Here is a 25,626-nt window from a genome sequence, read left to right as displayed (position 1 = left end):
TGACAGCCACCTTCACCCAAGCCAACCCTATGCTTTGCGCATCAGAAGCTTCCCATCAATTCAGTGTCCTAAATCTCACTTAGGAGGAGACCTATACACATGCGAAACCGAAAACCCCATGTCGTACTTGCTTCCGCTGCAGCAGCCGGTCTGATCCTTTCAGCCTGCGCGCCGCAAGGATCTGCCCCGGTCGTGCAGACTGTTGAGGTCAAAGTGACCGAGGTCGTCGAGGTGGTCAAGGAGAAAGAAGTCGAGAAGATCGTCGAAGTGACCGCGACGCCGATACCGGAGTGGACGCGCCCCCATCCCATCCTGAGCGACGTGCGCGTGCGCCAGGCCATCGCGCACTGCACCAACCCGATTGAGCTGATCGGCTCGGTGTACGGGTTCCTGCCGGAGGAGCAGCGCGCCAAGCAGATTATGGATACCTTCATCCCGAAGGATTCGCCATGGTACGCCAAGAACATTGATCCGAACGCGAACGTCGTCACCTATGAATTCAACATCGAGAAAGCGGGCCAGTTGCTCGACGAAGCCGGCTGGAAGCTGCCCGAAGGTGGGCGCATTCGCGTCAACGATAAAGGCGAGCCGCTGGCGATTCGCTTCACCACCACCAACGCGCCGTTCCGCCAGACCTGGGGCGCGGTGTGGGTGAGCCAGTTGCAGCAATGCGGCATCCAGCTCCTGCCGTCCTACATCCCCGGCTCGATCTGGTTTGGCGGCAACTCCGGCCTGCGCCGGCGCGACTTCGACATCGGCGCCTTCGCCTGGGTTGGCGAGACCGAGCCGCCCGGCCCGAGCCTTTATGCCTGCGACCAGATCCCCACACCGGCCAACAACTGGAACGGCCAGAACTACATGGGCTGGTGCAACGAGCGCGCTAGCAACGCCATCAAGCAGGCCAACAACACGCTCAACCTCGAAGAGCGCAAGAAGAATTACGTGATCGTGCAGGAAGAGTTCAGCAAGGACATGGTGTCCCTGCCGCTCTTCCAGCGCTTGGAGGCCACGGCCTACAACAAGGATCTGAAGGGCTTGCGCCCGGACCCGACTGAATACTGGTCGGCGAATTCGCAGGACTTTGAGCTACCTGACCGGAAGACCATCGTCGTGGCGCTCGGTCAAGAGCCGCAGTCGCTGTTCTTGTTGCAAGAGAGCGCGGCCGTGGCGGTGATCGTCGGTCAGTTGATCTACGGCGTGGATGCTACGCAATATAGCTACGGCTTCCAGAACGTCGGCTTGGAAGGCGAGGACTTCCCGCGCATCGAGAACGGCGGCGCGACGCTCACCGAAGTCGAGATCAAGGACGGCGATGTGCTGGTCAACGCCAACGGCGACGTCGGCACCTTCAAGGACGGCAAGCTGACCGACGCCGAAGGCAAAGAGTTGGCGCTTAAGGTGAAGAATGCCGCCGGCGAGGAAGTAGACCTGGTCGCCGGCGTCAAGGTGCCGCAACTGACCGTGACCTTCAAGTTCAAGCCGCGCAAGTGGCAAGACGGCGAAGACCTGAAGAACGCCGACTTCGAGTTGGGTTACAAGGTCGCCTGCGATCGCGAGTCGGGCAACACTTCCTACTTCACTTGTGACCGCACGGCCAAGCATGAGGTGCTGGCAGATGGCCTGGGTTACACGGTGACCTATGTGCCTGGTTACCTGAACCCGAGATACTATCTGCCGCCCTACGGTTACTACCCGTCACACCGCGTGGTGGAGACCGAAGGCGAATACAAGGGCAAGACCCTAGCCGAGGTTCCGCCGAAGGACTTCAAGAACTTGCCGGAGCTGACCGAAAAGCCGCTCGGCACCGGACCGTTCAAATTGGAGAGCTGGGAGAAAGGCTCGAAGATCACGCTCAAGGCCTTCCCCGATTTCTACCTGGGTGCACCGAAGGCGGAAGAGATCGTCATCCAAATCTTCGACGCGAACCCAGCTGGCGCGGTGGCCGCTCTGCTGCAAGGCACGGTGGACATCGTCGGCAAGGAAGTCATCGGCGCAGGCCAGGAGCTCGAGACGGTGATCAAGGAAGCACAGGCCGGCAAGATCAACGCCGAGCCAATCGCCAGCCCGACCTGGGAGCACGCCGATATGAACCTCAACACCCGCTAACCCCGGCCCTGGGGAATGATGAGCGCATCAATGAGTAGCCCCAGTTGTGGGGCTACTCATTTTCTGTAAAATTCTGATGGCTTTGAGTAGGGTCAGGTTGAAAACGTTGGCGTTGTTCATTCCGCGTCGCGCAAGATGGTGCGTGATGTGGCATGTGCAACGCGCGAGGTGGAGCATCGTTTGACGACCTATCTGATTCGAAGGGCAGTCGTGATCGTGGTGATGGCGTTCATCATCGCGTTTGCGTCGTTTATTTTGCTGAGCATTGCGCCGGGGGGGCCGTTACAAGAGATTGCCGCGCGCCAGAGCACGACGCAGCGCAATGATCTTGACCTGATCGAGCGCACGATGAAGCGCTACGACCTGGACATCTTCCTGATCCCTCGCTTTTTGCGTTGGCTCACCGGTCATCCGCGCGGGCCGATTGCGATCGGCGGACAACAGTTCTTTGCCGATCTCCAGGTGGGATGCCTAAAGGAGGGTCGGGCGCGGCTGGTTTATCCTGATGGGCGCGTGGTGGAAGTGGATTGCGCCAAGCCGGTCTTTCTGCGCGACCTGGCGGACCGGCCGGTCAGCAACGGGGTGCTGCGGCTTGATTTTGGCAAGTCCACACAAATTCTGCGCGAGCAGCCGGTGATACGCCTGTTCGAGAGCCGCATTGTGAACACGCTCTTGCTGATGGGCATCTCGACCTTCCTGTCCATCATGATCGCCATACCGATCGGCATCATCTCGGCAGTCAAGCAGTATTCGCGCTTCGACTACACCGTCACGACGCTCGCCTTCATCGGCTCGGGGATGCCGACGCTGTTCATGGGGATCATGGGCATCTTGATCTTCGCCGTGTTGTTCAAGGAGGCAGGGCTCCCCTATTTGCCGGCGGGCACGGCCGAGTCGCCGCGCGACACGGTCATCCCGCTCTTCGGCACGATCAAGGCTGGGTCGTTCCTCGACCGGCTGTGGCACCTGGTGCTGCCGGTCATGATTCTTACCATCTTCAATCTGGCGCAGTGGAGCCGCTTCATCCGCTCTTCGATGCTGGAGGTGCTGCGGCAGGACTACGTGCGCACGGCGCGTGCCAAGGGGCTGATCGAGCGCGTGGTGATCGTGAAGCACGCCATGCGCAACGCGCTCATCCCGTTCGTGACGTTGCTGGCCGGCGTGTTGCCGGCGCTGTTTGGCGGCGCCATCATCACCGAGAGCGTGTTCAACTATCCGGGCATGGGACGTCTATTCATCGCTGCGCTGACGGCAGGCGATTACAACGTGGCGATTGGCTTCATCTTGATCTCGACCTTCTTGGTGCTGATCGGCTACTTAATTTCAGACGTGCTCTATACCATTGTTGATCCGCGCATTCGCCTATCGTGAACGCAAGCAGCCCGGAGGAGTGAGCGCATGGCAACAGCGTCTGCCCGCGTCGAAACCGCAGCCGCAGCGCCGGTCACCCTGGCCAAGCCCGAAGGTCAGTGGACGATCGTGCTGCGGCGTTTCCGCCGTCATCGGCTGGCGATCGTCTCACTGGCGTTTATCTTCGTTGTGTTCATTGCTTCGTTGCTCACCCCTCTGGTCGCCCCCTTCCCGCGCGACGCGGTGAATCCGGTCATGCGTTTCTCGCTGCCGTTCAGTGCGGACACCCGAGACAACAAGAAGCTGCACCTGCTGGGCACCGATCACATTGGGCGCGACACGTTCACCCGCTTGCTCTATGCAGCGCGCATCACCCTCAGCGTCGCCTTCATCGTGGCCACGTTAAGCACCTTGATCGGCATGGCCGTTGGTGCGCTCGCCGGTTACTATCGCGGCGCGATTGATGGCCTGCTCATGCGCCTCTTGGAGTTCATGTCGGCCATCCCGACCTTCCCCATCTTGCTCATCTTGGCGTCGGTGCTAAACCAGGACCCCAAGCTGCTCCCTTTCCCCGACTTCCTGGTGAACCTCGTCTCTGGGATCATGCTGATTGACCCGCAGAAGGAATCGCGCAGCGTCTTAGTGGTGATTTTCGTCATCACCCTGTTTGGCTGGACCGGCGCGGCGCGCTTGATGCGTGGCATGGTGCTCTCGGTGCGTGAGCGCGATTTCATCGAGTCGGCCCGCTCGTTGGGCGCAAGCAATCTGTGGATCATCGCCCGGCACGTGGTGCCAAACGCTTTCCCGCCGCTGATCGTGGCATACACACTTGCCTTGGCCGACGGCCTCACGGCTGAAGTAGCATTGAGCTTCCTCGGCCTCGGCATCACCGACCCCACGCCGACCTGGGGCAACATGCTCAACTTTGCGACACAATTCATGTTGACCCACCCATGGGCGCCGCTTATTCCGGGCATCCCGGTCGTGCTGTGCTCATTGGCGTTCAACTTCATCGGCGACGGCCTGCGCGATGCGCTGGATCCGCGGTTGAAGATGTGACAATGACGCTCGGATTCAACGACGAGACCGACACGGTCAAAGAACCGGCTTGGGAGGTTGCTTACCTCTTTCCCGCGCAGGGAGAATGGACCGAGGAAGATTACTTTGCCTTGCCCGACAATACCCGGCTTGAATTAGCGGCAGGGCGGCTGGAAAGATTTCAACGCATCGTAGCCTTTCTCTACAGGCTGCTGCTTAGCTTCATCGGTCAGCGCTATCCCGGCGCAGAAGCGCTGTTCGCTTCGCTACCTATCCGACTCGGGCCGAACACCCTAAGAGAGCCAGATATCGTGTTGATGCTGCCCGAACACCGTCATCGCATTCACGAGCAATATTGGGAGAAGCCGGATATGGTCATCGAGGTTGTGTTACCCAAAAACAGGGCAACCGACCTCCGCGACAAACGCCGCGAATACGCGCAGGCTGGCATCCCGGAATGCTGGATCGTAGATCCGCAATCAAAAACCGTAACTGTGCTTAAATTATCAGGCGAAACCTATGTCGTCCACGGCGCGTATGGCTACGGCGACATCGCCGAGTCGGCGCTGCTGGATGGGTTTCGCGTGGATAGTAGACGACATCTGGCGCGCCGCAATTGACGCGTCGAGCCTATCGAACCATTGAAACCATAACATCAGGAGAGAGTGAGTCGGCATGAGTGTGAACGCTGCAATTGGCGCCGCCACCGCTTCGACCGGCGCGCGCAACGGCCAATTGAACGACCTGATGCTCGATATCCAGGGTCTGAAGACGTACTTCTACACTGAAGACGGCGTGGTCAAAGCCGTGGATGGCGTGGACCTCTACGTCAGGCGCGGTGAGACGCTCGGCATTGTCGGCGAGTCCGGCTGTGGCAAGAGCGTCACGTCGCTTTCGATCATGCGCCTGGTCAGCCCGCCGGGCAAGATCGTCGAGGGCAAGATTGTTTTCGACGGCGTCAACCTGCTCGACCTGCCTGAACGCGAAATGACCAAGATTCGCGGCAACCGCATCTCGATGATCTTCCAACAGCCCACCTCGTGCTTGAACCCGGTGTTCAAGATCGGCGATCAGGTCGCTGAGGTGCTCAACATTCATCAGGCCCTGGGGCGCGAGGCCGGTTGGCAGCGCGCCATCGAGCTATTGCGCATGGTGGGCATTCCCGAACCGGCCAAGCGCGCCCACGCCTATCCGCACGAAATCTCCGGCGGCCAGGCCCAACGCGTGATGATCGCGATGGCGCTGGCGTGCCAACCCGAACTGTTGATCGCCGACGAGCCGACCACCGCCCTCGATGTGACCATCCAGGCGCAAATCCTCGACTTGATGCGCGCACTGAAGGAGAAGACCGGCACGGCGATCATGCTGATCACCCACGACCTGGGCGTGGTGGCCGAGATGTGCGATCGCGTCATCGTCATGTACGCCGGTCAGGTCGTCGAACAGGCTGAGGTGAAAGAACTGTTCGCCAATCCCCTGCATCCCTACACCCAGGGGCTGATCGGTTCGATCCCCATCCTTGGCCAGGTGCGTGATCGCCTGGATGTGATCCCCGGCACCGTGCCCAACTTGATTAACCCGCCGCCAGGATGTCGGTTTGAACCCCGCTGTCAGAAATGCGAGGGAGCCGCGCGCGAGCGTTGCCGGGCTGAGCTGCCCCCCTTGCGTGAAATCACGCCCGGCCATTGGGTGCGCACATGGCTCTATGATTAACCTAGGATATGCGTTTGTGGTTGACTGCAACAGGTGAAAGCGCGATGGGCATGAACGGGAGCCAATCAGAACCTCTGCTGGAAGTCAGGGATCTTCGCAAATACTTCCCGATCAAGGGAGGATTGTTACAACGCACAGTCGCCCACGTCAAAGCGGTGGACGGTGTCTCGTTCGCGGTGCGCAAGGGCGAGACTTTGGGCCTGGTCGGCGAGTCAGGATGCGGCAAGACCACGGTCGGCCGCACCATCCTGCGCCTGATCCCGGCCACCAGCGGGTCGGTCATCTTCGAAGGGCAGGACGTGTTCAAGCTGAACGGCAGCCAGCTCAAGGCGCTGCGCCGCGACATGCAAATCATCTTCCAAGACCCCTACTCATCGCTCGACCCGCGCATGCCGGTCGGCGAGAGTGTCGGCGAGGGGTTGCTGGTACACGGCATGCGCGACGCCAAAAAGCGCAACGAGATCGTCATCGAGATGCTGCGCAAAGTCGGGCTGGAAGACTATCACGCCCGACGTTACCCGCATGAATTCTCCGGCGGCCAGCGCCAGCGCATCGGCATCGCCCGCGCCTTGGCCTTGCGCCCCAAGTTCATCGTGTGCGACGAGCCGGTGTCGGCGCTGGACGTGTCCATCCAATCGCAGGTGTTGAACATCCTGAAGGATCTGCAGGCGGAGTTCGGCCTCACCTACTTGTTCATCGCCCACAACCTGAGCGTGGTGGAGCACATCAGCGACCGCGTAGGGGTGATGTACCTCGGCAAGTTGGTGGAGCTGACCGATCGCGATACGCTCTTCCGCGATCCGCTGCATCCCTACACCAAGGCGCTGCTCTCGGCGATTCCGATCCCCGACCCCACGGTAAAGCGCGAGCGGATGATCCTACAGGGCGATGTGCCCTCGCCGGTGAACCCGCCCAGCGGCTGCCGCTTCCACACCCGCTGCCCGTTCGCCGTGGACATCTGCAAGACGGTCGAGCCGCCGCTGGAAGAGTTGAAGCCTGGCCACATGGTGGCTTGTCATGTGGCTAAGGAGCAGGTCGCGGAACAAAAGCGCGCGATGGGTTCTGGCCTGTCCAGCGCCGCGCCTGCGCCCAATCACTGACACTCAGACACTTGCACCGGGTGGACGAAGGCATTGCCTTCGTCCGCCTAAAGCGAGCTGAGAGACCGGATCGCTGCTACAGCTCTGCGATGAAGCGGATGCTGGCTTCGATGCCTTTTTCGTAACACACGACGGCGAAGCGCTCGTCGGGTGAGTGAATGTTGTCGTCCGGCAAGCCAAACCCCAGCAGCGCGATGGGTTTGCCGAGCAAGCTCTGAAAGTCGTGCACCACGGGGATTGAGCCGCCCTCCAGCTCATAGAAAGGTGGGTTGCCATAGGTGGCTGCTGCGGCGCGCGCAGCCGCTTGAATCTGCGGCGCATCGAGCGACACCAGCGAAGCCGGCGTCCCCCGCGCGTCGTTGAACGTGACCTCGGCCCCGGCCGGCGCGGCAGCGCGCATCGCATCTTGCACCAAGCGGATCACCTTCGCTGGGTCTTGGTTGGGAACCAGCCGGCAGGTGATCTTGGCGTGCGCCGTCGCCGGGATGATGGTCTTGCTGCCGGGGCCGGTGTAGCCACTCCACATGCCGTTGACCTCCAGCGTGGGGCGCACGCCCTTGCGCTCGTTGACCGTGAACTCCGGCTCGCCGAAGGCCATGGATGCGCCGGTCTCGCGCATCACGTCGGCATCGCTGTAGGGGATGCGGGCGAGCGCCGCGCGCTCCTCGGCGCTCAACACGCGCACGTCGTCGTAGAAGCCGGGCACGGTCACGCGCCCCTGCGCGTCCTTGAGCGAGGCCAGGATTTGAGCCAGCGCAAAAGCGGGGTTCTGCACATTGCCGCCGTAGTGCCCGGAGTGCACGTCGCGATCCAGACAGCGCACTTGCACCTCGAACCCCACCAGACCGCGCAGCCCGTAGGTCAGCACGGGTTGGGTGAGGTTGAACAGCGCACCGTCGCTGATCATCACACAATCGCACGCCAGCAGATCGCGGTGCGCTGCGATAAATGCGCTGAGGTTCGGGCTGCCGATCTCTTCTTCGCCCTCGATCAGGAACTTGACGTTGACCGGCAGCGTGCCCTCGGCCCGCAGATATGAGACGACGGCCTTCACATGCGCGAGGTGCTGGCCCTTGTTGTCGCTCGCGCCGCGCGCATAGAGGTAGCCATCGCGAACCACCGGCCTGAACGGCTCGCTGTGCCACAACTCGAACGGTTCGGCGGGTTGCACGTCGTAGTGGCCGTAGATCAGCACCGTGGGGCGATGATGGTCGGGACCGGACCACTCCGCATACACGACAGGATGGCCGGCAGTCGGCATCACTTCGGCGCGCAGGCCGGCTTCGTGCAGATGCCCCGACAGCCACAATGCGGCCATCTTCACATCGCGGGCGCGGTCGGGTTGCGCGCTCACGCTGGGAATGGCAAGGTACTCCAGCAGGTCTTTGAGGTACTCATCGCGGTGCGCGCGGGCGTAATCCAAAACTCGATTGAGCATGATATGGATTTTCTCCGAGGCGCAGTCCTCTGCGCCGCAGTGCTTTTCACGGCTTGATGCCGGTCACTAAATCGTAATCCACCAACCAGGGACGACTCTGCACATCCTGAAAGCCCAGCGCGCGCAGCCGTGCGGCGAATGCCGCCGTTGGCAAGGTGCGGCCGGGCAGCTTCCATGCATCGGGGCCGATGCGATTGCTCACCATCAGCAGGCCACCCGGTTTGAGCACGCGCCACATCTCGCGCACGGCGGCGTGCTGGTCGCGCATGAACTCTAACGCCTCCAGGCAAGTCACCACGTCGAACGCGTCGGCGTCGAACGGCAGGCGCTGCGCGTCGCGCCGCATGAAAACCACGCGGTCGCCATACGCGGCCAGCTTCGCCTGCGCCCGGTCGAGCATGCGCCTGGAGAGATCGAGCGCGACGATGTGCCCGCGAAAGCGGCGCTGCGCAAGCAGCGCATCGGGAAGCCGGCCCGTGCCCGTCGCCACGTCCAGCACGACCGCATGCGACACCGCCGACACCGCCAAATGTTTTAAGATCGGCGCCGCCAGCATCAGCGCGTCGCCGGCCTTGTCGAACTGCTTGACGCGGTCGTAATGTGGCGCGAACCGGTCGTAGAGCCACGCGACGACATGCGGGCCAAGATAAGCGCCTTCGGCGACGACGAGCTGCCAATGCAGCGCCAAGCCGATCAATCCGGCCAGCGCCGCGCCGATGAGAAAATAAGCCCAGATTGGCATAGCGCATTTAGCTTGTGCATTGTAAATCCCGTCGTATATTGGCTTCGCTGTGGCTATGACCGAATGGAAGATCGCCCCGCGCGCGCCCGAATCGTATGTTGCTGCGTTGAGTGATTTACACCCGCTGACGGCGCAGGTGCTCTACGCGCGCGGCCTGACCGATCCGGCTGTCGCGCGCGCCTTTCTGCTCGGCGAGTATGCGCCGGTCAATCCGTTCGCGTTACAGGACATGCCGCGCGCGGTCGAGCGCATCCTGGCGGCGATTGCCAACGGCGAGTCCATCGCGGTCTATGCTGATTACGACTGCGACGGCGTAACGGCGGGCGCCCTGCTCATGCGCACATTGGCCGCGCTGGGCGCGCGCGCGCAAATTTACCTCCCCGATCGGTTTGAGGAAGGCTACGGCCTGAATGCACAGGCGCTCGACCGGCTGCACGCGCAGGGCGTGAGCCTGGTGGTGACGGTGGACTGCGGCGCGCGCGCCCATGCCGAAGCGCAACACGCGCGCGGGATCGGCCTTGACCTCATCATCACCGACCATCACGAGTTGGAAGGCGGCGCTATCCCCGATGCTCACGCCGTCGTGGATCCCAAGCGCCCGGATTGCGCCTATGGCTTTAAGCACCTGGCCGGCGTGGGCGTGGCGTTCCGCCTGGCGCAGTGTTTGCTGCGCCAGGCGCGCGACGCCGGTCAGTCGCGGGGCAACGTCAGCGAGGCATCTCTGCTTGACCTGGTAGCGCTCGGCACCGTCGCCGATGTCGTGCCGCTCATTGGGGAAAATCGCGCGCTCGTGCGGGCAGGTTTGGAGCACATGAACCGCAAGCCGCAGATCGGCGTGCAGGCGCTCATCCAGGCGGCCGGACTCAAACCGGGAACGGTGACTTCCGACCGGATCGGCTTCGCCTTGGGGCCGCGCCTGAACGCTGCCGGTCGCCTGGAGCACGCGCGGGCCGCCTACGACTTGCTCATGTGCGACGACCCTGCGCGCGCCGCAGATTTAGCCGGCACGCTGGATCGGCAAAACAGCGAACGGCAGAGCGTGACGGCCGCTGTGGCTGACAGCGCGGAGCGCCAGGTGATGGCCACTCATGCACTCAGCGGAGACGATGCGCCCGCACCGCCGCTGCTGTTTGCTGCATCGCCGGAGTATCATATCGGCGTGATTGGATTGGCCGCGGCGCGCCTGGTCGAGAAGCATCACCGGCCGGCGGTCGTGGTGAGCATCAACGGCGAAGAAGCGCGCGGCTCCTGTCGCAGCATCAACGGGTTCGACATCACCGCGGCGCTCGATGAGTGCGCCGACCTGCTGCTCAAGCACGGCGGCCACGAAGCGGCCGCCGGCTTCACCGTCCATGCCGATGCGCTGGAGGTGCTACGCGGGCGACTGAGCGACATCGCCCGTCGCCGGCAACCCGAAGGCGGCTGGACGCGCATCATTCACATTGATGCCGAGGTAGCCCCGACCGAGGTCAACGCACAGGTGATCGCCGAGTTGCAATCCCTTGAACCGCATGGTCAAGGCAACCCCAAACCGACGTTCGTCGTGCGCGGCGCGGTGGTGAGCGATGCGCGCCGCGTGGGGCGCGCGGAGAACGGCGCCCCGCCGCACCTTCGGCTCCGCGTCACCGACGCGCGGCGCGTCACCTGGGATGCGATCGCCTGGCGCATGGGCGACCGCATACGGCAGCTCACGGTCGGCACGCGCGTGGACCTGGCCTGCCGGTTGAATGCGAACGAATGGAACGGCGAGTCGCGCTTGCAGTTAGAGGTGTTGGATTTTCGCGAGGCGGATGCAGGGTGAGCGACGGGCCGGCCGCCGCGCATCTTCGCTGCTGCCGATGTGATTACAATGCTCCCTGAAGACGCGCACGCGCGACGATTCGGACATGCCCATTCACATCCTGCCCGACGCTTTGGTCGCCCGCATCGCCGCCGGCGAAGTCGTGGAACGCCCCGCATCGGTGGTCAAAGAGCTGGTCGAGAACGCGATTGACGCCGGCGCAACCGACATCCGCATCGAGTGCGCCGAGGGCGGCAAACGGCTCATCCGCGTCACCGACAACGGCAGCGGCATCCCAGCCGCCGAGGCGGCCCTGGCCTTCGCGCACCACGCCACCAGCAAGCTCGCCAGCGCCGACGACTTGGCCGAGATCCACACGCTGGGCTTCCGCGGCGAGGCGCTGGCCAGCATCGCCTCGGTGAGTCAGGTGACATGTATCACCCGCCACGCCGATGAAGCCGGCGGGACGCTGCTGCGCTTCGACGGCGGGCGGCTGATCGCCCAAGAACGCATCGGCCGCACACCCGGCACTACCATGACGGTGGAGCACTTGTTCGCGCGCGTCCCGGCGCGCTTGAAGTTCCTCAAATCCACGCAGACCGAACGGGGGCACATCGATGGCATAGTCACGCGCTATGCGTTGGCTTACCCGCACATCCGATTCACGCTGGTTCATGATGGCCGGGTGAGCTTTCAATCGTTGGGCACCGGCAACTTGCGCGATGTGCTCGTGGAGGTGTACGGCGCAGATGCAACGGCGCAGATGGCGGAGGTTGGGGATGCGGGGCAGATGAGCGATTGGAGATTGGAGATTGAGGCAATCTCCAATCTCCAATCTCCAATCTCTGTTTATGGCTACGCCTCCTTACCCACGCTCGATCATGCCAATCGCAGCAAGATCACGCTGTTCGTGAACGGCCGGCCGGTGCAAGACGCCAAGCTGAGCTACGCCGTGGTGCAGGCGTATCACACGTTGCTGATGACCGGGCGCTATCCGGTCGCGGTCATCCTGGTGCGCGTTCCGCCGGCCGAGGTGGACGTGAACGTGCATCCGGCCAAAGCCGAAGTTCGCTTCCGCGACGCCGACGCCGTTTTCAGCGCCGTGCAGCGCGCCGTGCGACGCGCCTTGCTGGACAACATGACGCCTCCGGCACCCCCATCGCTGCTGCGCCAGTGGCCGAATGACCGTCAGGAGTCGGGCGCTACTGCTCTCGCCGCCACCGACGAGAGGCCAAGCATCGTCGAGCCTACGGCCCAGCCGCCGCTGACCGGCAGCGAGGCGTGGGAGCGTGTCGGCATCGCCCGGCAAACCGGCGCGCTTGGCGGGCGCGTGCCTGTCACCGATGCTGCCACTTCGAGCGCGCCCATCACCCAACCTTCGCCGCTTAGAACGCAGAACCTGCCGGCGCTGCGCATCCTCGGCCAACTCGCCGAGAGTTACATCCTGGCCGAGGGGCCGGAGGGCTTGTATCTGATAGACCAGCACGCTGCCCACGAGCGCGTGCTGTGGGAGCGCCTGCTGGCGCAGCACGAACTCGGCGCGCTGCCGTCGCAGCATCTGCTCGACCCCGTGCCGGTGACCCTCCCCGCGGAGAGCGCCTACCTGCTCGAAGGCCAGCGTGACATGTTGCGCGACCTGGGTTTCGAGATCGAACCGTTCGGCGGCAATACCTTCCTGGTGCGCGCCGTGCCGGCGTTGATGATCCAGGATGACACCGCCACGGCGCTGCGCGAGATCGTGGCCGACCTGGAGATGGGGGACGCCGCGCTGCGCAAAGACCTGGAGGCGCGCGTGCTGCGGCGCGTGTGCAAACGCATGGCGATCAAGGCCGGGCGCGTGCTCTCGTTCGCCGAGATGCAGGCGTTGGTGCGCGACCTGGAAGCATGTGAATCACCGCGCACCTGCCCGCACGGTCGCCCGACCATGATCTATGTCGGCCTGAAGCAGATCGAGAAAGAATTCGGCCGGCTGGGGTGAGTCACAACTCGCGCGGCGGCGCTGCCAGCGCGTCCAGCTCCGGCCAAAGCGCGTCGGGAATAGGCACTGCAGCCAGCGCCTGCGGGATGCGCTCCGGTTTGCTCATGCCGATGATGGTGGACGTGATGCGCGGGTCGCGCAGCGAGAACTGCAAGGCCGCCGCAGCCAGAGGCACACCGTAGTACTCGCAAGCTGGTTCCATTTGGCCGGCGCGTTCCACCAGATCGGCATCGGCCTCACTATAGGCATAGCGCGGATAAGCGCTCGGTCCTTTGGCCAGAATGCCGCTGCCATAGGGTGCAGCGTTCAACACAGCGACGCCGCGGGCGTGCGCAAATGCGATTTGCCCAACGGGGCACAGCCGACACAGATCGGGGTGATCATCAGGCCGGTCTTGCCGGGCGGGCGCTTGACTAGCCTGCCTGCTTCGTCGAACCAGGGATTCATCATAGCGCATCAAGCATAGCCAGTTCGTCGTGCGTCGGCAAGTTGGCGACGCCTTTAAAATCCATTCATGGCGGGACGTGACCGGACTTTCCATGAAGAAGTATCCGACCTGCGAGCCGAAGTCATGGCGATCGGCGTGCTCGCGCCTGCGCTGATCCTGAGCTGGGGAACGGCGTTCATCATCCTGTTCGTCTCGTTCCGCAGGCTCGAGTGGTCGCATATCGGATTCGCGCTCTTTCCCCTGGCGCTCGGTTTGATGTGCATCGTGCTCAAGCGACCGCCGACCCTACGCCTCAGCCGATGGGTCTGTGCAGTCGGCCTGGTTGCCTGGGCGATCTTCCTTTTGGCCAATTTGCGCCAGCCTAGTGCGCTGGGCTGGCTGGTGCTCGCCTGTGTGGTCTCGCTGTTCATCGCCGGCGCGGCGGCCGGCTGGGCCAGCGTGTGCGCCGCCGTCGCAGCGCTGATCTGGCTGGCGAACACGGATGAAGTCGCCTGGCTAAACGCGTCTCAGGCGCTGCTCGTCGGTTTGGCCATCGGATGTTCGGTCTGGTTAGCGCACAGCGTATCGCGCGTGCTGTTGCGCACGTTGTCATGGATGCAGCAAGGCTATGCTGAGGCGCGCGAACAGGCGCAACGATTGAGCGAGCGAAGCGCCGAGCTGGCGCTCGCGCTCAAGTCATTGCAACAAACCACGTTCGCGCTGGAGCAAGCCAACGAGCAGTTGCAAATCGCCATGCAGTATGCGGAGGACGCGCGGCGCTCGAAGCAGCGATTCGCTGCCAACATCAGCCACGAACTGCGCACGCCGCTCAACCTGATCATCGGCTTTTCGGAAGTCTTACTCCACGCACCCGCGACCTACAAAGCGCGGAACATACCTGCCGGCATGTTGTCCGACATCAACATCATTCACCGCAACGCCAAGCATTTGCTCAACTTGGTGAACGACATCCTCGACCTGAGCCAGATTGACGTGAACCGCATGACCATCGTGCGCGAGCCGGTGCAACTGGGCGACTTCATCGAGAGCGCCCTGGAAGACTTCCGCCAACTGATTCACGAGCGCGGCCTGACGCTGACACTGGAGATAGCCCCAGATTTGCCGACGGTGTATGCCGATCAAACGCGCATCCGCCAGGTGCTGTTGAACCTGGTGGCCAACGCACTCCGATTCACCCAGCGTGGCGGCATCACGATCCGTGCCGAGTTGCGCAGGCCGCATGGCGTGCCGGCCGACGACTCGTCACCACCGACGAACGCATCGTCGCCGGAAGTAGTCATTTCCGTCGCCGATACTGGCATCGGCATCGCGCCACACGACCTGAAGCGCATCTTCGAGCCTTTCACGCAACTGGCAGGCCCATCTGACCGACCTCAGGGCGGCACCGGCCTTGGCCTGACCATCAGCAAGGAATTCGTCGAGCTGCATGGGGGACGCATGTGGGTGACCAGCGCAGTCGGTATGGGCAGCACGTTCAGCTTCTCGTTGCCGCTGCACCTCCCTGCACCAGAGGCGACGATGGTCACCGCGCGCCGCTCGATCCGGCGCCATGCCATCGGCACGCTCGCTGTTATCGAGCCACGCTCCATCCTCGCGCGCATCCTCGAGCATCGCATCGAGGGCATGGCGATCGTGCACGCTGCATCGTTAGCCGATCTGGCCGAACGGCGACTCGAAGCCGCCCCCGAGGCCGTCATCGTCAACCAGCCCATCGCTCCCGGAGAGATCGTAGACACGATGATGCGATTGGTGCCGGAATGGCGACGTACGCCGATCTTCCAATGCTTCGTGCCGGGGCCGGAGGACTATCTGCAGAATCCGCAGGTCTGCGGCTACATCGTCAAGCCGGTGACGCAGGAACAGTTCAACGAGGCAGTACAGCGTATTCTCGAGCGTCGCGCCCAATGTGACGGCAACGGCCTACTGAATGGGGGACGCAACCGCGTTGCGCGCATCCTCCTGATCGAGGATGACGAAGATGCGTTGCGGCTCTTGGGTCGTATGCTGCGCGCCGTGCCATCGTCACTGATCCGGCCATTCGGGTTCGACGTGCTGCTGCCCATCGAAGTGCGCAGCGGCGAGCAGGCTCTCGAGGTGCTGAGGAGTGCCGATGCCGCATCGCTGGCCGGTCTCATCCTCGATCTGAGCCTGGGTGCTGTGAACGGCTGGGACGTGCTGTGCGCCATGGGAGAGGACGAGCGGACGCAACGCCTGCCGGTGTGCATCGTCAGCGGCCAACAGATGCAGAACGATCCGCTGACCTCGTCGCATTTGACACTGATCAAACCGGGCGGGTTGACGGCGCGTGAACTCGTGCAAAGCATCACTGCTTTGCTGCCGATTGCGTCGCCAGGGCTACCTCCGCTCGCCGAGCGAGCGGCCGAGCCGGTGACGATGTGGCCCGCAGCGTCGTCAGCAGCTCCTCAGCCGTGAAGGGCTTCGGCAATACAGCCGTTGCGCCGAGGGCGCACGCCAGCTCGTCCTGGTGCAGCACCGAACTGATGATGATCGGGATGCGCGCCGTCTCGGGATGCGCCCTAAGCAGCGTGAGCAACTCCCAACCATCGCGCTGCGGCAGCATCACGTCGAGCAGGATACAGGCCGGTTGCAATGACGTCACGACACGCAGCGCCTCGTCAACGCTCGTCGCCGATACCAGGTCGAATTCCGCGCTGCCCTCCAGGTAACGCCCGACAAGCCGAATGGCGTCGGGGTCGTCATCAATCATCAGTACGCAGCGTTTGCTAGAGGTGTTCAGGCGCAGCGTCAGGCGCAACCTTGCGTCCGCTGGCTGAAGCTCAACGCGCACACCGGCCATCTCGGCCAAGCTTCGCACGGTGTTCAACTGTTCGGTGGCGTCGGCACTCGACGGCCGCTCCAGCTTCAGCATCAGTGCATCGTCCTCCGCGACGAGCTCGATGCGCAGCGTCGTGCCCTGGATGTCGCTCAGCAGCCAGGTCAGCGCGCTGATGATCAATTGGCGGATGACCATCGGGTCGCCATACAAAGCCGGCAGGCCGTCGGTGATAGCGACATTCACCGTGAGGTCTTGTCGTTCGAGCAAGGGTTCCAACAGCGCCAGCGATCTGCGCAACAGTTCTTCGCAGCGCAGGTAATCCTTGGGCGGCACCGGCGCGTGCCAAGGCGCAGCAGGGACGGCCGGCTGGGCTAGCTGAGACCATTCCTCGGTGAAGAGCAGCGCCGCGATGACGCGCACGCCTTTGGCTAGCTCGCGTCGGAGCTGCCGCACGCTGAGGTTGAGTTGTGCGGCCACCTCCGCCTGCGGCAGCCCCTGCACGTAAATCAGGTTCAGGACGTTATACCGTCGCCAGGCCGGCGCGTGAATGGACATGTCCGCTGGCGGACGGATGGACTCGATCGCGCGCAGCAAGCGCTGCTGAGCCTGCAGGGCGTTGGTAAATCGCGCCTGGGCGCTGATATGCCTGGCCAAAAAGTCCAGGTCGAAGAGGTTGGTCAGCGCCTTACGCGTCCATGTCACAGCATCGTCGCTCGCCAAATTCGTGTTCATCAGGTGAAATGTCCTCAGATAGTCCTAAATCTGTCCGCCAGCCGATTGACACAGGAATGGGTACAGACTACATTGACATGTGCAGCAGGCTTGCCTGCATTGTAGACAAGCGCAGTGCTCGCACGGGAGAGATTTTATCGGTTCCTCAGGAGGTATAGAAGATGAGTCCACGTAAGACGCTTACCCGACGACAATTCGTCCGTCTGACAGCCGGCGCATCGGCGCTGGCCGCTTACATGGCTGCCTGCCAGGCCGCGCCCCAGACGGCGCCACCCGCGCAACCGGCTGCTCCCGCCGCCGAAGAGAAGCCGACCGATGCCGCGCCTGCGCCGGCGAGCGAACCTATCACGCTGCAGCGCTATGCCTCGATGGAAAAAGATCACTTCCCGCTCTTCGAGGCGCAACGCAAGCAATTCAAAGAGAAGAACCCCAACGTCACCATCGAGGAAGTTGGCGTGCCGTGGAGCGAATACATCACTAAGGTTCGCGTGCTGCTGAACAGCGGCGAAGTCCCCGATATCTTCTGGTTCATGCGCTTTGGACAGTGGGACCCAGGCATCGAAGCGGCCACTTATATCAAAGAAGAGATCATCGCCGACGTCACCGACATCTTCGACACCAAAGCTGCCAAGACTTTCCAGAACATCGTGGACGCCGGCAAGGTGGACGGCAAGCTGGTCGGCATGCCCTTTGAGGTGTTCTCCGACGGCGTGAACTGGATGTATAACGAGAGCATTCTGAACAAGACCGGCCTGCAGCCGCTGCCGCAAAACCCATCCTTCACCCAACTTAACGACTTCCTTACCGAGGCGAAGGGCAAGGTGGGTAGCGACGAGTTCGCGATGGGACCTGGCTCCTGGCAGTTCTGGAGCGCGTTTATGGCTGCCAGCGCGAACCAACCGGGCTTCCACGGCATGGTCAACGAGGATGCGACTCAGTCCATCATCGCTAACGAAGCGAACGTCAAGACGGTCGCCATGCTGGCCAAGTTCTATCGCACGCACGTGCTGGCGCGCGGCGATGTCGCTCCGCCTCACCTCGACGGGATGCTCAGCGGCAAGGTGATGATCGCCCCGATGTCCACCTGGGCGCCTACGCAGATGAACACCGCAGCTTTCGAGTATGGATCGCACTCCGGGCCGCGCTACGAAGGTGTCGAGCCGCGCGTGGACGGCTTCACAGGCATCAACTTCTGGACCTTCGCGCGCGACTCCAAGCATCCAAAAGAGGCGGCCGACTTCTGCTACTTCTGCGGCGCCCAAGAGGGCCTGGACATTTGGGCCGGCTCAGGTCGCTTCGCTCCGACGGATAAATACACCGTGGATGACTACGTCCGGTTCTCCAGGAACAACAATCAGCTCGGCGAACGCGAGAAAGGCTTCCGTGCGGCAGTCACCACCAACTTTGATGTCGTGAGGCATCTGAAGACATGGCCGGTGCCGCCCAAAGCTTATTGGGGACAGTTCCTGAGTAAGCTGAACGAAGTGTTGGAGGAGGTCGTCCAGGGCAAGACCGACGATGAAGCGCGCATCGCCGAGCTGCTGAAGGTGGCTCAGGAAGAGACGAACAAGGTGTTGGCGGGCACCGCGGCATAGCGGCATCGGCGATCGAACATTAGTCGGGATTAGGCTTCTCAGACCCCAAGGCGCTGCAGGCGTCTTGGGTTTGAGGCCGTGAGCGAACCGGCGACGGCGCGATAAGCGCGCGTAAACTACGTTGGACGACGGATCGGTATGGCTGCAAGCACGGTGACGAAAAGGACGACTTCCAAATCCAGCCAATTGCTGCGCTGGCTGAGATCACCGAATCAACGTGAAGAAGCGCTCACCGGCTGGCTGTTCGTGCTGCCGGCAGTGATCGGTTTCATCATATTCGTCTATTTGAACTTTCGCGGCGTCGAGCTGAGCTTCACCAACTGGAGCTGGATCAGCCGCCGGCCGCCTGAACCAGTGGGCTGGACGAATTATCAGGCCATCCTGCAGCCGGGTAGCGATTTCCTCAAAGGCCTAGGCCGCACGTTGATCTACGTGTTGTTCGTGCCGGTCAGCATCGCCATCTCCTTTAGCATCGCGCTGCTGGCCAACCAGGCAGTGAAAGGACAGACCCTATTCCGCGTGGTGTGTTACTTGCCCGCGGTCACGGGCGCAGGGGTGCTCGTTGCGGTGTGGACTTTCCTGTTCAGTGTCGATGGGCCGGTAAACGGCTTTCTGCGCAGCATCGGCATCGCCAACCCACCACGCTGGAACACGCTCACCGAGTGGAAACAGGTCGCCATCCTCCTGCTGTTGGCGTGGGGCGCCGCACCGGGAATGATTATTGCGCTGGCCGGCTTACAGGCCATTCCTAAAGACTACTATGACGCGGCGAAGGTAGACGGTGCCAACGCCTGGCAAACCCTTGTGCGCATCACCTTGCCGTTGATGACGCCGACACTGTTCTTCCAATTGGTGCTCGGGGTGATTGGTGCTTGGCAGACATTTGACATCATCTACTTTTGGGCGACGCCCGGCACACAGAACGCCGACGTGAACTTGTGGACGGCGTCGGTGCAGATCTACCAGTATGCCTTCGCCTATAACAAGCCCGGCATGGGGGCAGCGTCGGCCATCGTCCTTGGGCTGGTCATCCTGGTGTTTACTATTATCAACCTCGCCACTCAGCGGCGCTGGGTGAATTACGACCTGTCTTGATCATGGCTGCGACCGCTTCGACCTCCACCCCCACTTATGCGCGCTCGATCTTGGGTCGCAATCGCGAGACCTTCAAGCTGATCGTCGTCTATGGGTTGATGATCCTGCTCACGGTCATCCTGGCCTACCCGTTCTACTATTTGGCCACGGCGTCGTTCAAGACGACGGAGGAACTCTTCCGCTATCCGCCGACGCTCATCCCCGAGAAGTGGACGCTCGACAATTTTCGAGGCGCGTTCGAGGTAGTGCCGCTCTTGCGCATGGCGCTGAACACGTTCGTGATCTGTCTGATCGCGGTGACCGGTTCGATCTTATCCAACTCGCTGGCGGCCTTTGCCATTGCCCGGCTGCGCTTCCCGCTCAGGAGCATTATCTTTGGCGCTATGCTGACCACGCTGATGATCCCTGGCTGGATCAGCCTCGTGCCGGCCTACATGTTCTGGCGCGACGTGGGTCGCTTCACGACCAACCTCATCGGCATCAATCTCGGCGTGAACTCCATCGGCCCACTGGTCATCCCAAGCTTCTTGACATCGGCCTTCGCCGTGTTCCTGATGCGCCAGTACTTCCTCACCATCCCGAAGGAGTTGGAAGAGGCAGCGCGGATAGATGGGGCCAGCTTCTTCCGCATCTACTGGTCCGTCTTTCTCCCCCTTTCCTTTCCAGTGCTGGCCGTCATCGGCATCGGCGCATTCATGGGCAGTTGGAACGATGTGCTCGGTCCCTTGATCTATCTGTCTAAGCCGGAGAGCCAGACCATCATGGTCGGCCTCTCATATTTCAACTCGCAGCACATGTCGGTGATCTACCGTGGCTCGCGCTTCGCGGCCGCGCTCGTGGCGGCCATTCCCGTCCTGACGCTATACTTCTTCGCCAACAAGTATCTGATTCGCGGCATCGTGCTGGGTGGACTGAAGTGAGCCATGCTGAGAAGCTTCCGGCCACCGGCTCCGAGGGGCAATGGCTTCCTATCGAAGGAGCGCGTGGTCTTTCAGCCCGATGTGGCGGATAGGATGTGGGTCGGCGCGCGTCTGTTGGTGGACGCGCTGCGCCTAACGCTCGGCCCGCAGAGCCGCACAGTGCTGGCCGAGCGGAATGCGGGCCGTCGTTTCTCGCCCGATGTGCTGAGCGATGGCGGGGTTGTTGCTCGTCGCATTATCGCCTTGTCCAACCCGGATGCCGACGTCGGTGCGATGTTGCTCCGGCACGCTTTGTGTCGAGTGCACGAGCGCGCCGGCGACGGCGTCGCGACGACAGCCGTGCTCTTCCAAGCCATCATGCAACGTGCGCGCTGCATCCTTGCGGCAGGCGGCAACCCTATGCGCCTGTGTGACGGCTTCCTGCAAGCCGCTCAGATCGTCGCCGAGGAATTGGGCCGTCAAGCTCAGCCGCTGCCCGAGGACGATCCGGCTGTGCTGCGGGCGTGGTTGCGTGCGCACTGCGACGATCTCGCTTTGGGCGAAATCATGGCAACGATCACGACTTCCTTCCCGCCCGACGTGCACATCCATGTCGAAAACGGCACCGGCACATGCATCGAGTACGAATTCATCCGCGGAGCACTCTGGCGTAGCGGTTGGCATGGTTCTCCGTTTGCGGCGAACGAATATGCCGCGAATCTCATGCTGCGGCTGCCCGGCGCATACGTCCTGGTCTCCGATCTCGACCTATCGGACGAAGCGCACATGGAGCCGCTCATTCGGACATTGTCGCGGCTGCGGCCGGCTCGCCTACTCATCATTTGCCGTCGCGTTTCGCCTCAGATGCTGGCGCTGTTCGCGCAGGCGCGGCAGAAGGGCATCGGCGATGTAGTCTTCGTCAAACCGCCCGCAGTGAGCGGCCCTGACCGTGTAGCGGTGCTGACCGATGCGGCGATCTTGACCGGCGCGACGTTCATCCCCTACGTCGAAGCGCGAGAAGGCGCAGCACCTGTCCTTCGCCTGCCCGATCTGTTGCCCAGTTGTCTGGGGCGCGCCGGCGTCGCATGGGCCAGTGAGCATTTCTTCGGGATCGAGGATGGCTGCGGCGACCGCGCCGCGCAAGTCGCGCATCTGGCCCAGCTGGACGTCGCTTGGGAAGCTGAGGATGACCCTGCGCGCATACGCTTCTACCGCGATCGCATGGCCACCTTCGGGAGCGGCGTGGTGCGTTTGAAAGTGGGCGCTCACACCAACGCCGAGCGAGAGCATCGCAAGGCACAGGCCGAGCGCCTGGCCGGCTTGCTGTTGCAGGTAAGGCGATATGGAGTCGTCCCCGGCGCAGGTGTCGCACTGGTGCACTGTGAGCGATCGCTGCAACGAGCAGTGAGTCGGGCAAAGGAAGATGTGCGCTTGGGCATGGAATGTGTGTTCGGAGCGCTGTCTGCGCCCGCGCATGCGATTGCCAAGAACGCGGGGATGCACGGCGGGGCAACGGTGCAGTACGTCCGCAAGGCGAAGCGCGGGTGGGGTGTGGACGTGCTCACCGGTCAGCCGGTCAACCTCTATCGCGCCGGCATCCTTGACTCAGCGTATGCCTTACAGACGGCCGTGCTCACTGCCGCCAGCGCGGCGTCCACGTTCGCGACGACGGATGTCATCGTGCACCGCCGTCAGCGCGAAGCAGCTATCCGGCCGTGACGGATGTTGCCTCATATTCCGCATACCGATGACACGCGGGTGCAGCCAGCATTGAGCGCGGGTTGGGTCTGTATCCCGCGACTTGCCCAAAGATGACTCACGGATGCAGCCAGACGAACTTCATGTCGTCTATGCTCACCCAGCGCGTGCCGCTCGGCTCGCCGGTCACATCATCGAGCATGACGTAGCCTTCCGAGCTGGCGGCGAAGTAATTATGACCCCAGCTCCACCCATCCGTCGTGAATCGGCGCTTGGTTGATAGCGTAGCTGGTCACGCCATCACGGTGCCTGATCTTGTAGCGCGCGTTGGTCGTATCCAACTGAGTGGCGAGGGGTCCACATAGCCAAACGATGGCCGCGCGGTCGGGGATGAAGACGAACACGCGATAGGCGCCCTCGAACGGCAGATATGGCCGCCAGATCACTTTGTTGGTGGACTCGCCGAGTGTGGCCACGTTCGGTGTGGCCAGGTGATGCCCACCGCGCCCTTTGCTGCCCACCACCCAACCGCTGCGGCATGTCGGCTCACCTAGGATAGGTGGCGACAACTCGACGTTGCGGCTGTCCACATAGATCTCCGGCGGCACCCCACTCGCCGTGCTTTGCGGAAAGTAGCCGGTCCAGATTGTCCAAAAGTCGCGGTTGCCGCTGACATGGCGTGTGTAGCGATACAGCGCCAGCGTGGCTCGATTGACCGGCGTGACGCCGTCAATCGTCTCCTGGCCTAGCCCCGGCCGGTCGAAATTGCGACGCAGCGTGCGCGCGCCGCACTCGACGTTGACGGCGAAGCCCTCGGTGCTGTCCCAGCCCGGCCCGCAGCCCATCGCCCAGTTCAATGCCCCTTCGCTTGGTGCGGGATCGGTCAGCAGCGCCATCTCCTTTTGCATCATCATCAGCAGCAAGCGCGGGTTGGTCCCGAAGCGGTTGGCGTTGTCGCAGATGATTTGGGCCGCCGTCCGGCCGTCCACAGCGTAACGCTTCAAAATGCCGTGCCGCGCGTTCAGGAACGCCTGGATCTGCTCGCACGACATCGCGCCTGGGTCGTTGAACTCTTCATCGGTGATGATAAAGACCGGATCGAAAGGCTCAACCAACGCGTGGGAATTGAGAATTGAGAAAGGTCAATAGGCAGCACGCTACAATGACCAAGCGCAGAGACGTAAACCCTTTCTCAATTCTTCATTCTCAATTCTCGATTCGTTCAGCCTTGGAGCATGCCGAGCAGCGTCGGCAACAACTGCTTCTTGCGCGAGACCACGCCGGGCATGTCCCACACGCCGTCGGCTTTGCGCGAGAACGGCAGGCGCTCGAAGAAGCGCGTCTCGCCCACGCCGGCCAGCAGGCTGTTGTTCTCGACGATATCGGTGATCATCAGCGCGACGAAATCCAGGCTGCGCTGCTCTTGCAACGCTTTCAGCGCGGCGCGAATCTCGTCCATGCGTGGCAGGATTGCGTTGAAGCTCGTCACCTCGACCTGAGCCACGCCGAACTTGACCGGGCCAGACTCGAAGAGCTTGAGGTCGGCCTGCACCATGTCCTGCGCCGAGCGGCCGCTCACGTCCGCGCCGGCCTGCAACAGGGCTTCGGCGAACTCGCGCATCTTGCCTTCGGCATCCTCTGCGCCGAAGGCGTGCTTGGCTAGCCAGGTCGCTGCGTTGCGGTCGCGCGGGGTAGTGGTGGGCGACTTGAAGGCTAGCGTGTCGCTGAGCAGGCCGGATAGCAACAGGCCGGCCACTTCCCGCGGCGGCGTCAGCCGCGCAGCTTGGGCGCGCTCGGCGACTAACGTCGAGCACGAGCCGACGACATCCACATGAAAGGAGATCGGCGTGTTCGTGTTGATCGGGCCCAGGCGATGATGGTCGAGCACCTCCACCAGCTCGGCCTCGGCCAAGCCGTTCACCGCTTGCCCCGGCTCGTTGTGATCCACCAGCACCAACTTCACGCGCGGCGGGTGCAGCATGTCGGCGCGCGTACAGATGCCGGCGTATTTGCCATCGCCGTCCACCACCCAGAAGTCATCGCGCTGGGTGCGCATCACCCGCTCGCGGTGGTCGCTGATGCGGTCGGTCAGTGCGAACTTCGGCACATCGGTATCGCACGCCTCGCCGCAGGGAATGGCGATCAATTTGCCGAACACGGCATAGGTCATGTCTAACCGTTGCGACAGGTAACCGAACACCGACTGGCCGGTGACCAGGCCGACCGGCGTGCCGTCGGTTTCGACGATCGGCGCAGCACGATGCGTCTTGGCTGAGAGCTGCCAAGCTGCCGAGAGCGGCGTGTCCGGGGTCAGCGGCTCGATGCAGTTGACGATGGCTTCGAAGCGCGGCGAAGCGTCTTCCAAGAGCATGGGCGTCGGCGCGCCGAAGTGCTCCAGCGCGAATCGGGTTTGCGCATTCACCGAGCCGGCGCGCGCGGCGACCGCCTCGCTCCCGTCGCGCTCGCGCAACAACCAGGCGTAGCCGATGGCCGACGCGACGGCGTCCGTGTCCGGGTTTTTGTGGCCTACGACGTAGATCGGCTGGCGCGCCTCGAGTAGCGCACCTTGACCGTTAGCAAGCGTCTTTGTCATTGGGTCAGTCGGGTCGGTTGACTAGCGGGCCGCACCAATTGTGTTTGCTTTAGGCAATCAGCACATCTCAATTTTAGCGACAAATCCGTCCCGATCTCGAACAAAGAGAGATGTCACCGCCGACGCGCCGCCGTGCGCAGAATCAAGATCACCCAGACGATGACCACGCCGCTGATGACGGCGTTGCCCGTGCCTTCCGCGACGGGCGAGGCGCTCACGAAGTCGAACAGCCCGTGCCACAGCGCCACGATCAGGATGCTGTGACCACTGCCCCGATACATCCACGACAGCAAAATAGACCCCATCGTGATGCTGATGACATCGCCGACGAAGCCACTCGCGCCCGGCGCCATGAAGTTCGCCTTGTAGAAGAAATACGGCAGATGCCACAATCCCCACAACGCACCCACCACTGCCGTCGCCCGCACCCAATCCGCCGGGCTCCATGCGATGGAAGGCAAACCCGCGCCAGCCGATCTCCTTACCGAAGCCATACGTCGCAACCCACAGAACCAGCGCCGCGA

At 62.7% G+C, this 25,626-nt stretch carries 21 protein-coding genes; 13 read left to right on the top strand and 8 right to left on the bottom strand.

Annotation, left to right across the window (positions count from 1 at the left end; genetic code table 11):
- Positions 1 to 192 precede the first annotated feature (192 nt).
- The 6 genes from GXH28_RS04065 (at position 193) to GXH28_RS04040 (ending at position 7,307) form a co-directional block, all read left to right on the top strand.
- Positions 193 to 2,106: an ABC transporter substrate-binding protein gene (locus tag GXH28_RS04065; RefSeq protein WP_169237732.1), complete on the top strand. Its 1,914-nt coding sequence runs from the start codon at positions 193 to 195 to the stop codon at positions 2,104 to 2,106.
- Positions 2,107 to 2,253: 147 nt separating this feature from the next.
- Positions 2,254 to 3,477: an ABC transporter permease gene (locus GXH28_RS04060; protein WP_320447911.1), complete on the top strand. Its 1,224-nt coding sequence runs from the start codon at positions 2,254 to 2,256 to the stop codon at positions 3,475 to 3,477.
- 27 nt (positions 3,478 to 3,504) lie between these two features.
- Positions 3,505 to 4,515, top strand: a complete 1,011-nt coding sequence (locus GXH28_RS04055) for an ABC transporter permease (RefSeq protein ID WP_169237731.1) — start codon at positions 3,505 to 3,507, stop codon at positions 4,513 to 4,515.
- A gap of 2 nt (positions 4,516 to 4,517) precedes the next feature.
- Entirely contained in the window at positions 4,518 to 5,114 is a 597-nt protein-coding gene (locus GXH28_RS04050; protein ID WP_169237730.1) for a Uma2 family endonuclease, read from the top strand.
- A 127-nt stretch (positions 5,115 to 5,241) separates the two neighbouring features.
- The gene (locus GXH28_RS04045) at positions 5,242 to 6,207 is read left to right on the top strand and encodes an ABC transporter ATP-binding protein (protein WP_169237793.1); all 966 of its coding nucleotides are present in this window, start codon (positions 5,242 to 5,244) and stop codon (positions 6,205 to 6,207) included.
- An 8-nt stretch (positions 6,208 to 6,215) separates the two neighbouring features.
- Positions 6,216 to 7,307, top strand: a complete 1,092-nt coding sequence (locus GXH28_RS04040) for an ABC transporter ATP-binding protein (RefSeq protein WP_445082639.1) — start codon at positions 6,216 to 6,218, stop codon at positions 7,305 to 7,307.
- Between the two features lie 76 nt (positions 7,308 to 7,383).
- On the opposite strand, the gene GXH28_RS04035 is transcribed toward GXH28_RS04040, so the two are convergent.
- Positions 7,384 to 8,745, bottom strand: a complete 1,362-nt coding sequence (locus GXH28_RS04035; RefSeq protein WP_169237729.1) for a dipeptidase — start codon at positions 8,743 to 8,745, stop codon at positions 7,384 to 7,386.
- A 46-nt stretch (positions 8,746 to 8,791) separates the two neighbouring features.
- Positions 8,792 to 9,487: a class I SAM-dependent methyltransferase gene (locus GXH28_RS04030; RefSeq protein WP_169237728.1), complete on the bottom strand. Its 696-nt coding sequence runs from the start codon at positions 9,485 to 9,487 to the stop codon at positions 8,792 to 8,794.
- A 55-nt stretch (positions 9,488 to 9,542) separates the two neighbouring features.
- Between GXH28_RS04030 and recJ the strand changes: the two genes are divergently transcribed.
- On the top strand, positions 9,543 to 11,288 hold the full coding sequence (gene recJ / locus GXH28_RS04025) for a single-stranded-DNA-specific exonuclease RecJ (protein WP_240550180.1): 1,746 nt from the start codon (positions 9,543 to 9,545) through the stop codon (positions 11,286 to 11,288).
- 85 nt (positions 11,289 to 11,373) lie between these two features.
- Positions 11,374 to 13,245 (top strand): DNA mismatch repair endonuclease MutL, encoded by a 1,872-nt coding sequence (gene mutL / locus GXH28_RS04020; protein ID WP_169237726.1) that lies wholly within the window; start codon positions 11,374 to 11,376, stop codon positions 13,243 to 13,245.
- A 1-nt stretch (position 13,246) separates the two neighbouring features.
- Here mutL and GXH28_RS16200 read toward each other — a convergent pair whose 3' ends face one another.
- The gene (locus GXH28_RS16200) at positions 13,247 to 13,555 is read right to left on the bottom strand and encodes an aldo/keto reductase (RefSeq protein WP_320447910.1); all 309 of its coding nucleotides are present in this window, start codon (positions 13,553 to 13,555) and stop codon (positions 13,247 to 13,249) included.
- The gene (locus GXH28_RS16195; protein WP_240550184.1) at positions 13,552 to 13,695 is read right to left on the bottom strand and encodes a hypothetical protein; all 144 of its coding nucleotides are present in this window, start codon (positions 13,693 to 13,695) and stop codon (positions 13,552 to 13,554) included. Before GXH28_RS16195 ends, GXH28_RS16200 begins: the two co-directional genes overlap by 4 nt.
- Before the next feature lie 64 nt (positions 13,696 to 13,759).
- Between GXH28_RS16195 and GXH28_RS04010 the strand changes: the two genes are divergently transcribed.
- Positions 13,760 to 16,126, top strand: coding sequence for an ATP-binding response regulator (locus GXH28_RS04010; protein WP_240550167.1), 2,367 nt, complete (start codon positions 13,760 to 13,762; stop codon positions 16,124 to 16,126).
- Here GXH28_RS04010 and GXH28_RS04005 read toward each other — a convergent pair.
- On the bottom strand, positions 16,017 to 17,222 hold the full coding sequence (locus GXH28_RS04005; protein ID WP_169237723.1) for a response regulator: 1,206 nt from the start codon (positions 17,220 to 17,222) through the stop codon (positions 16,017 to 16,019). The genes GXH28_RS04010 and GXH28_RS04005 overlap by 110 nt on opposite strands.
- Before the next feature lie 161 nt (positions 17,223 to 17,383).
- On the opposite strand from GXH28_RS04005, the gene GXH28_RS04000 reads away from it, so the two are divergent.
- The 4 genes from GXH28_RS04000 to GXH28_RS03985 all read left to right on the top strand — a co-directional run bounded on the left by GXH28_RS04000 (position 17,384) and on the right by GXH28_RS03985 (position 22,530).
- Positions 17,384 to 18,817, top strand: a complete 1,434-nt coding sequence (locus tag GXH28_RS04000) for an ABC transporter substrate-binding protein (RefSeq protein WP_169237722.1) — start codon at positions 17,384 to 17,386, stop codon at positions 18,815 to 18,817.
- A gap of 153 nt (positions 18,818 to 18,970) precedes the next feature.
- On the top strand, positions 18,971 to 19,912 hold the full coding sequence (locus tag GXH28_RS03995; RefSeq protein ID WP_169237721.1) for an ABC transporter permease subunit: 942 nt from the start codon (positions 18,971 to 18,973) through the stop codon (positions 19,910 to 19,912).
- A gap of 2 nt (positions 19,913 to 19,914) precedes the next feature.
- On the top strand, positions 19,915 to 20,832 hold the full coding sequence (locus tag GXH28_RS03990; protein ID WP_169237720.1) for a carbohydrate ABC transporter permease: 918 nt from the start codon (positions 19,915 to 19,917) through the stop codon (positions 20,830 to 20,832).
- 3 nt (positions 20,833 to 20,835) lie between these two features.
- Entirely contained in the window at positions 20,836 to 22,530 is a 1,695-nt protein-coding gene (locus tag GXH28_RS03985) for a TCP-1/cpn60 chaperonin family protein (RefSeq protein WP_169237719.1), read from the top strand.
- 212 nt (positions 22,531 to 22,742) lie between these two features.
- Here the strand turns inward: GXH28_RS03985 and GXH28_RS03980 are convergent, their stop codons facing one another.
- The 3 genes from GXH28_RS03980 to GXH28_RS16190 form a co-directional block, all read right to left on the bottom strand.
- Complete coding sequence (locus GXH28_RS03980) at positions 22,743 to 23,624, bottom strand: golvesin C-terminal-like domain-containing protein (protein ID WP_169237718.1); 882 nt, start codon at positions 23,622 to 23,624, stop codon at positions 22,743 to 22,745.
- A gap of 107 nt (positions 23,625 to 23,731) precedes the next feature.
- Positions 23,732 to 25,102 carry a DHHA2 domain-containing protein gene (locus tag GXH28_RS03975; protein ID WP_169237717.1) on the bottom strand — a complete coding sequence of 457 codons (1,371 nt, stop codon included), beginning with the start codon at positions 25,100 to 25,102 and terminating at the stop codon, positions 23,732 to 23,734.
- A 113-nt stretch (positions 25,103 to 25,215) separates the two neighbouring features.
- Entirely contained in the window at positions 25,216 to 25,563 is a 348-nt protein-coding gene (locus GXH28_RS16190) for a CPBP family glutamic-type intramembrane protease (RefSeq protein WP_240550165.1), read from the bottom strand.
- Between the last annotated feature and the right edge of the window lie 63 nt (positions 25,564 to 25,626).

The sequence above is a fragment of the Candidatus Roseilinea sp. NK_OTU-006 genome, from assembly GCF_012931985.1.
In the GTDB taxonomy this organism is placed as follows: Bacteria; Chloroflexota; Anaerolineae; order J036; family Brachytrichaceae; genus JAAFGM01.
Note: the sequence above shows the minus strand (reverse complement) of the source record. Positions and strands in the feature narration are given on the sequence as shown.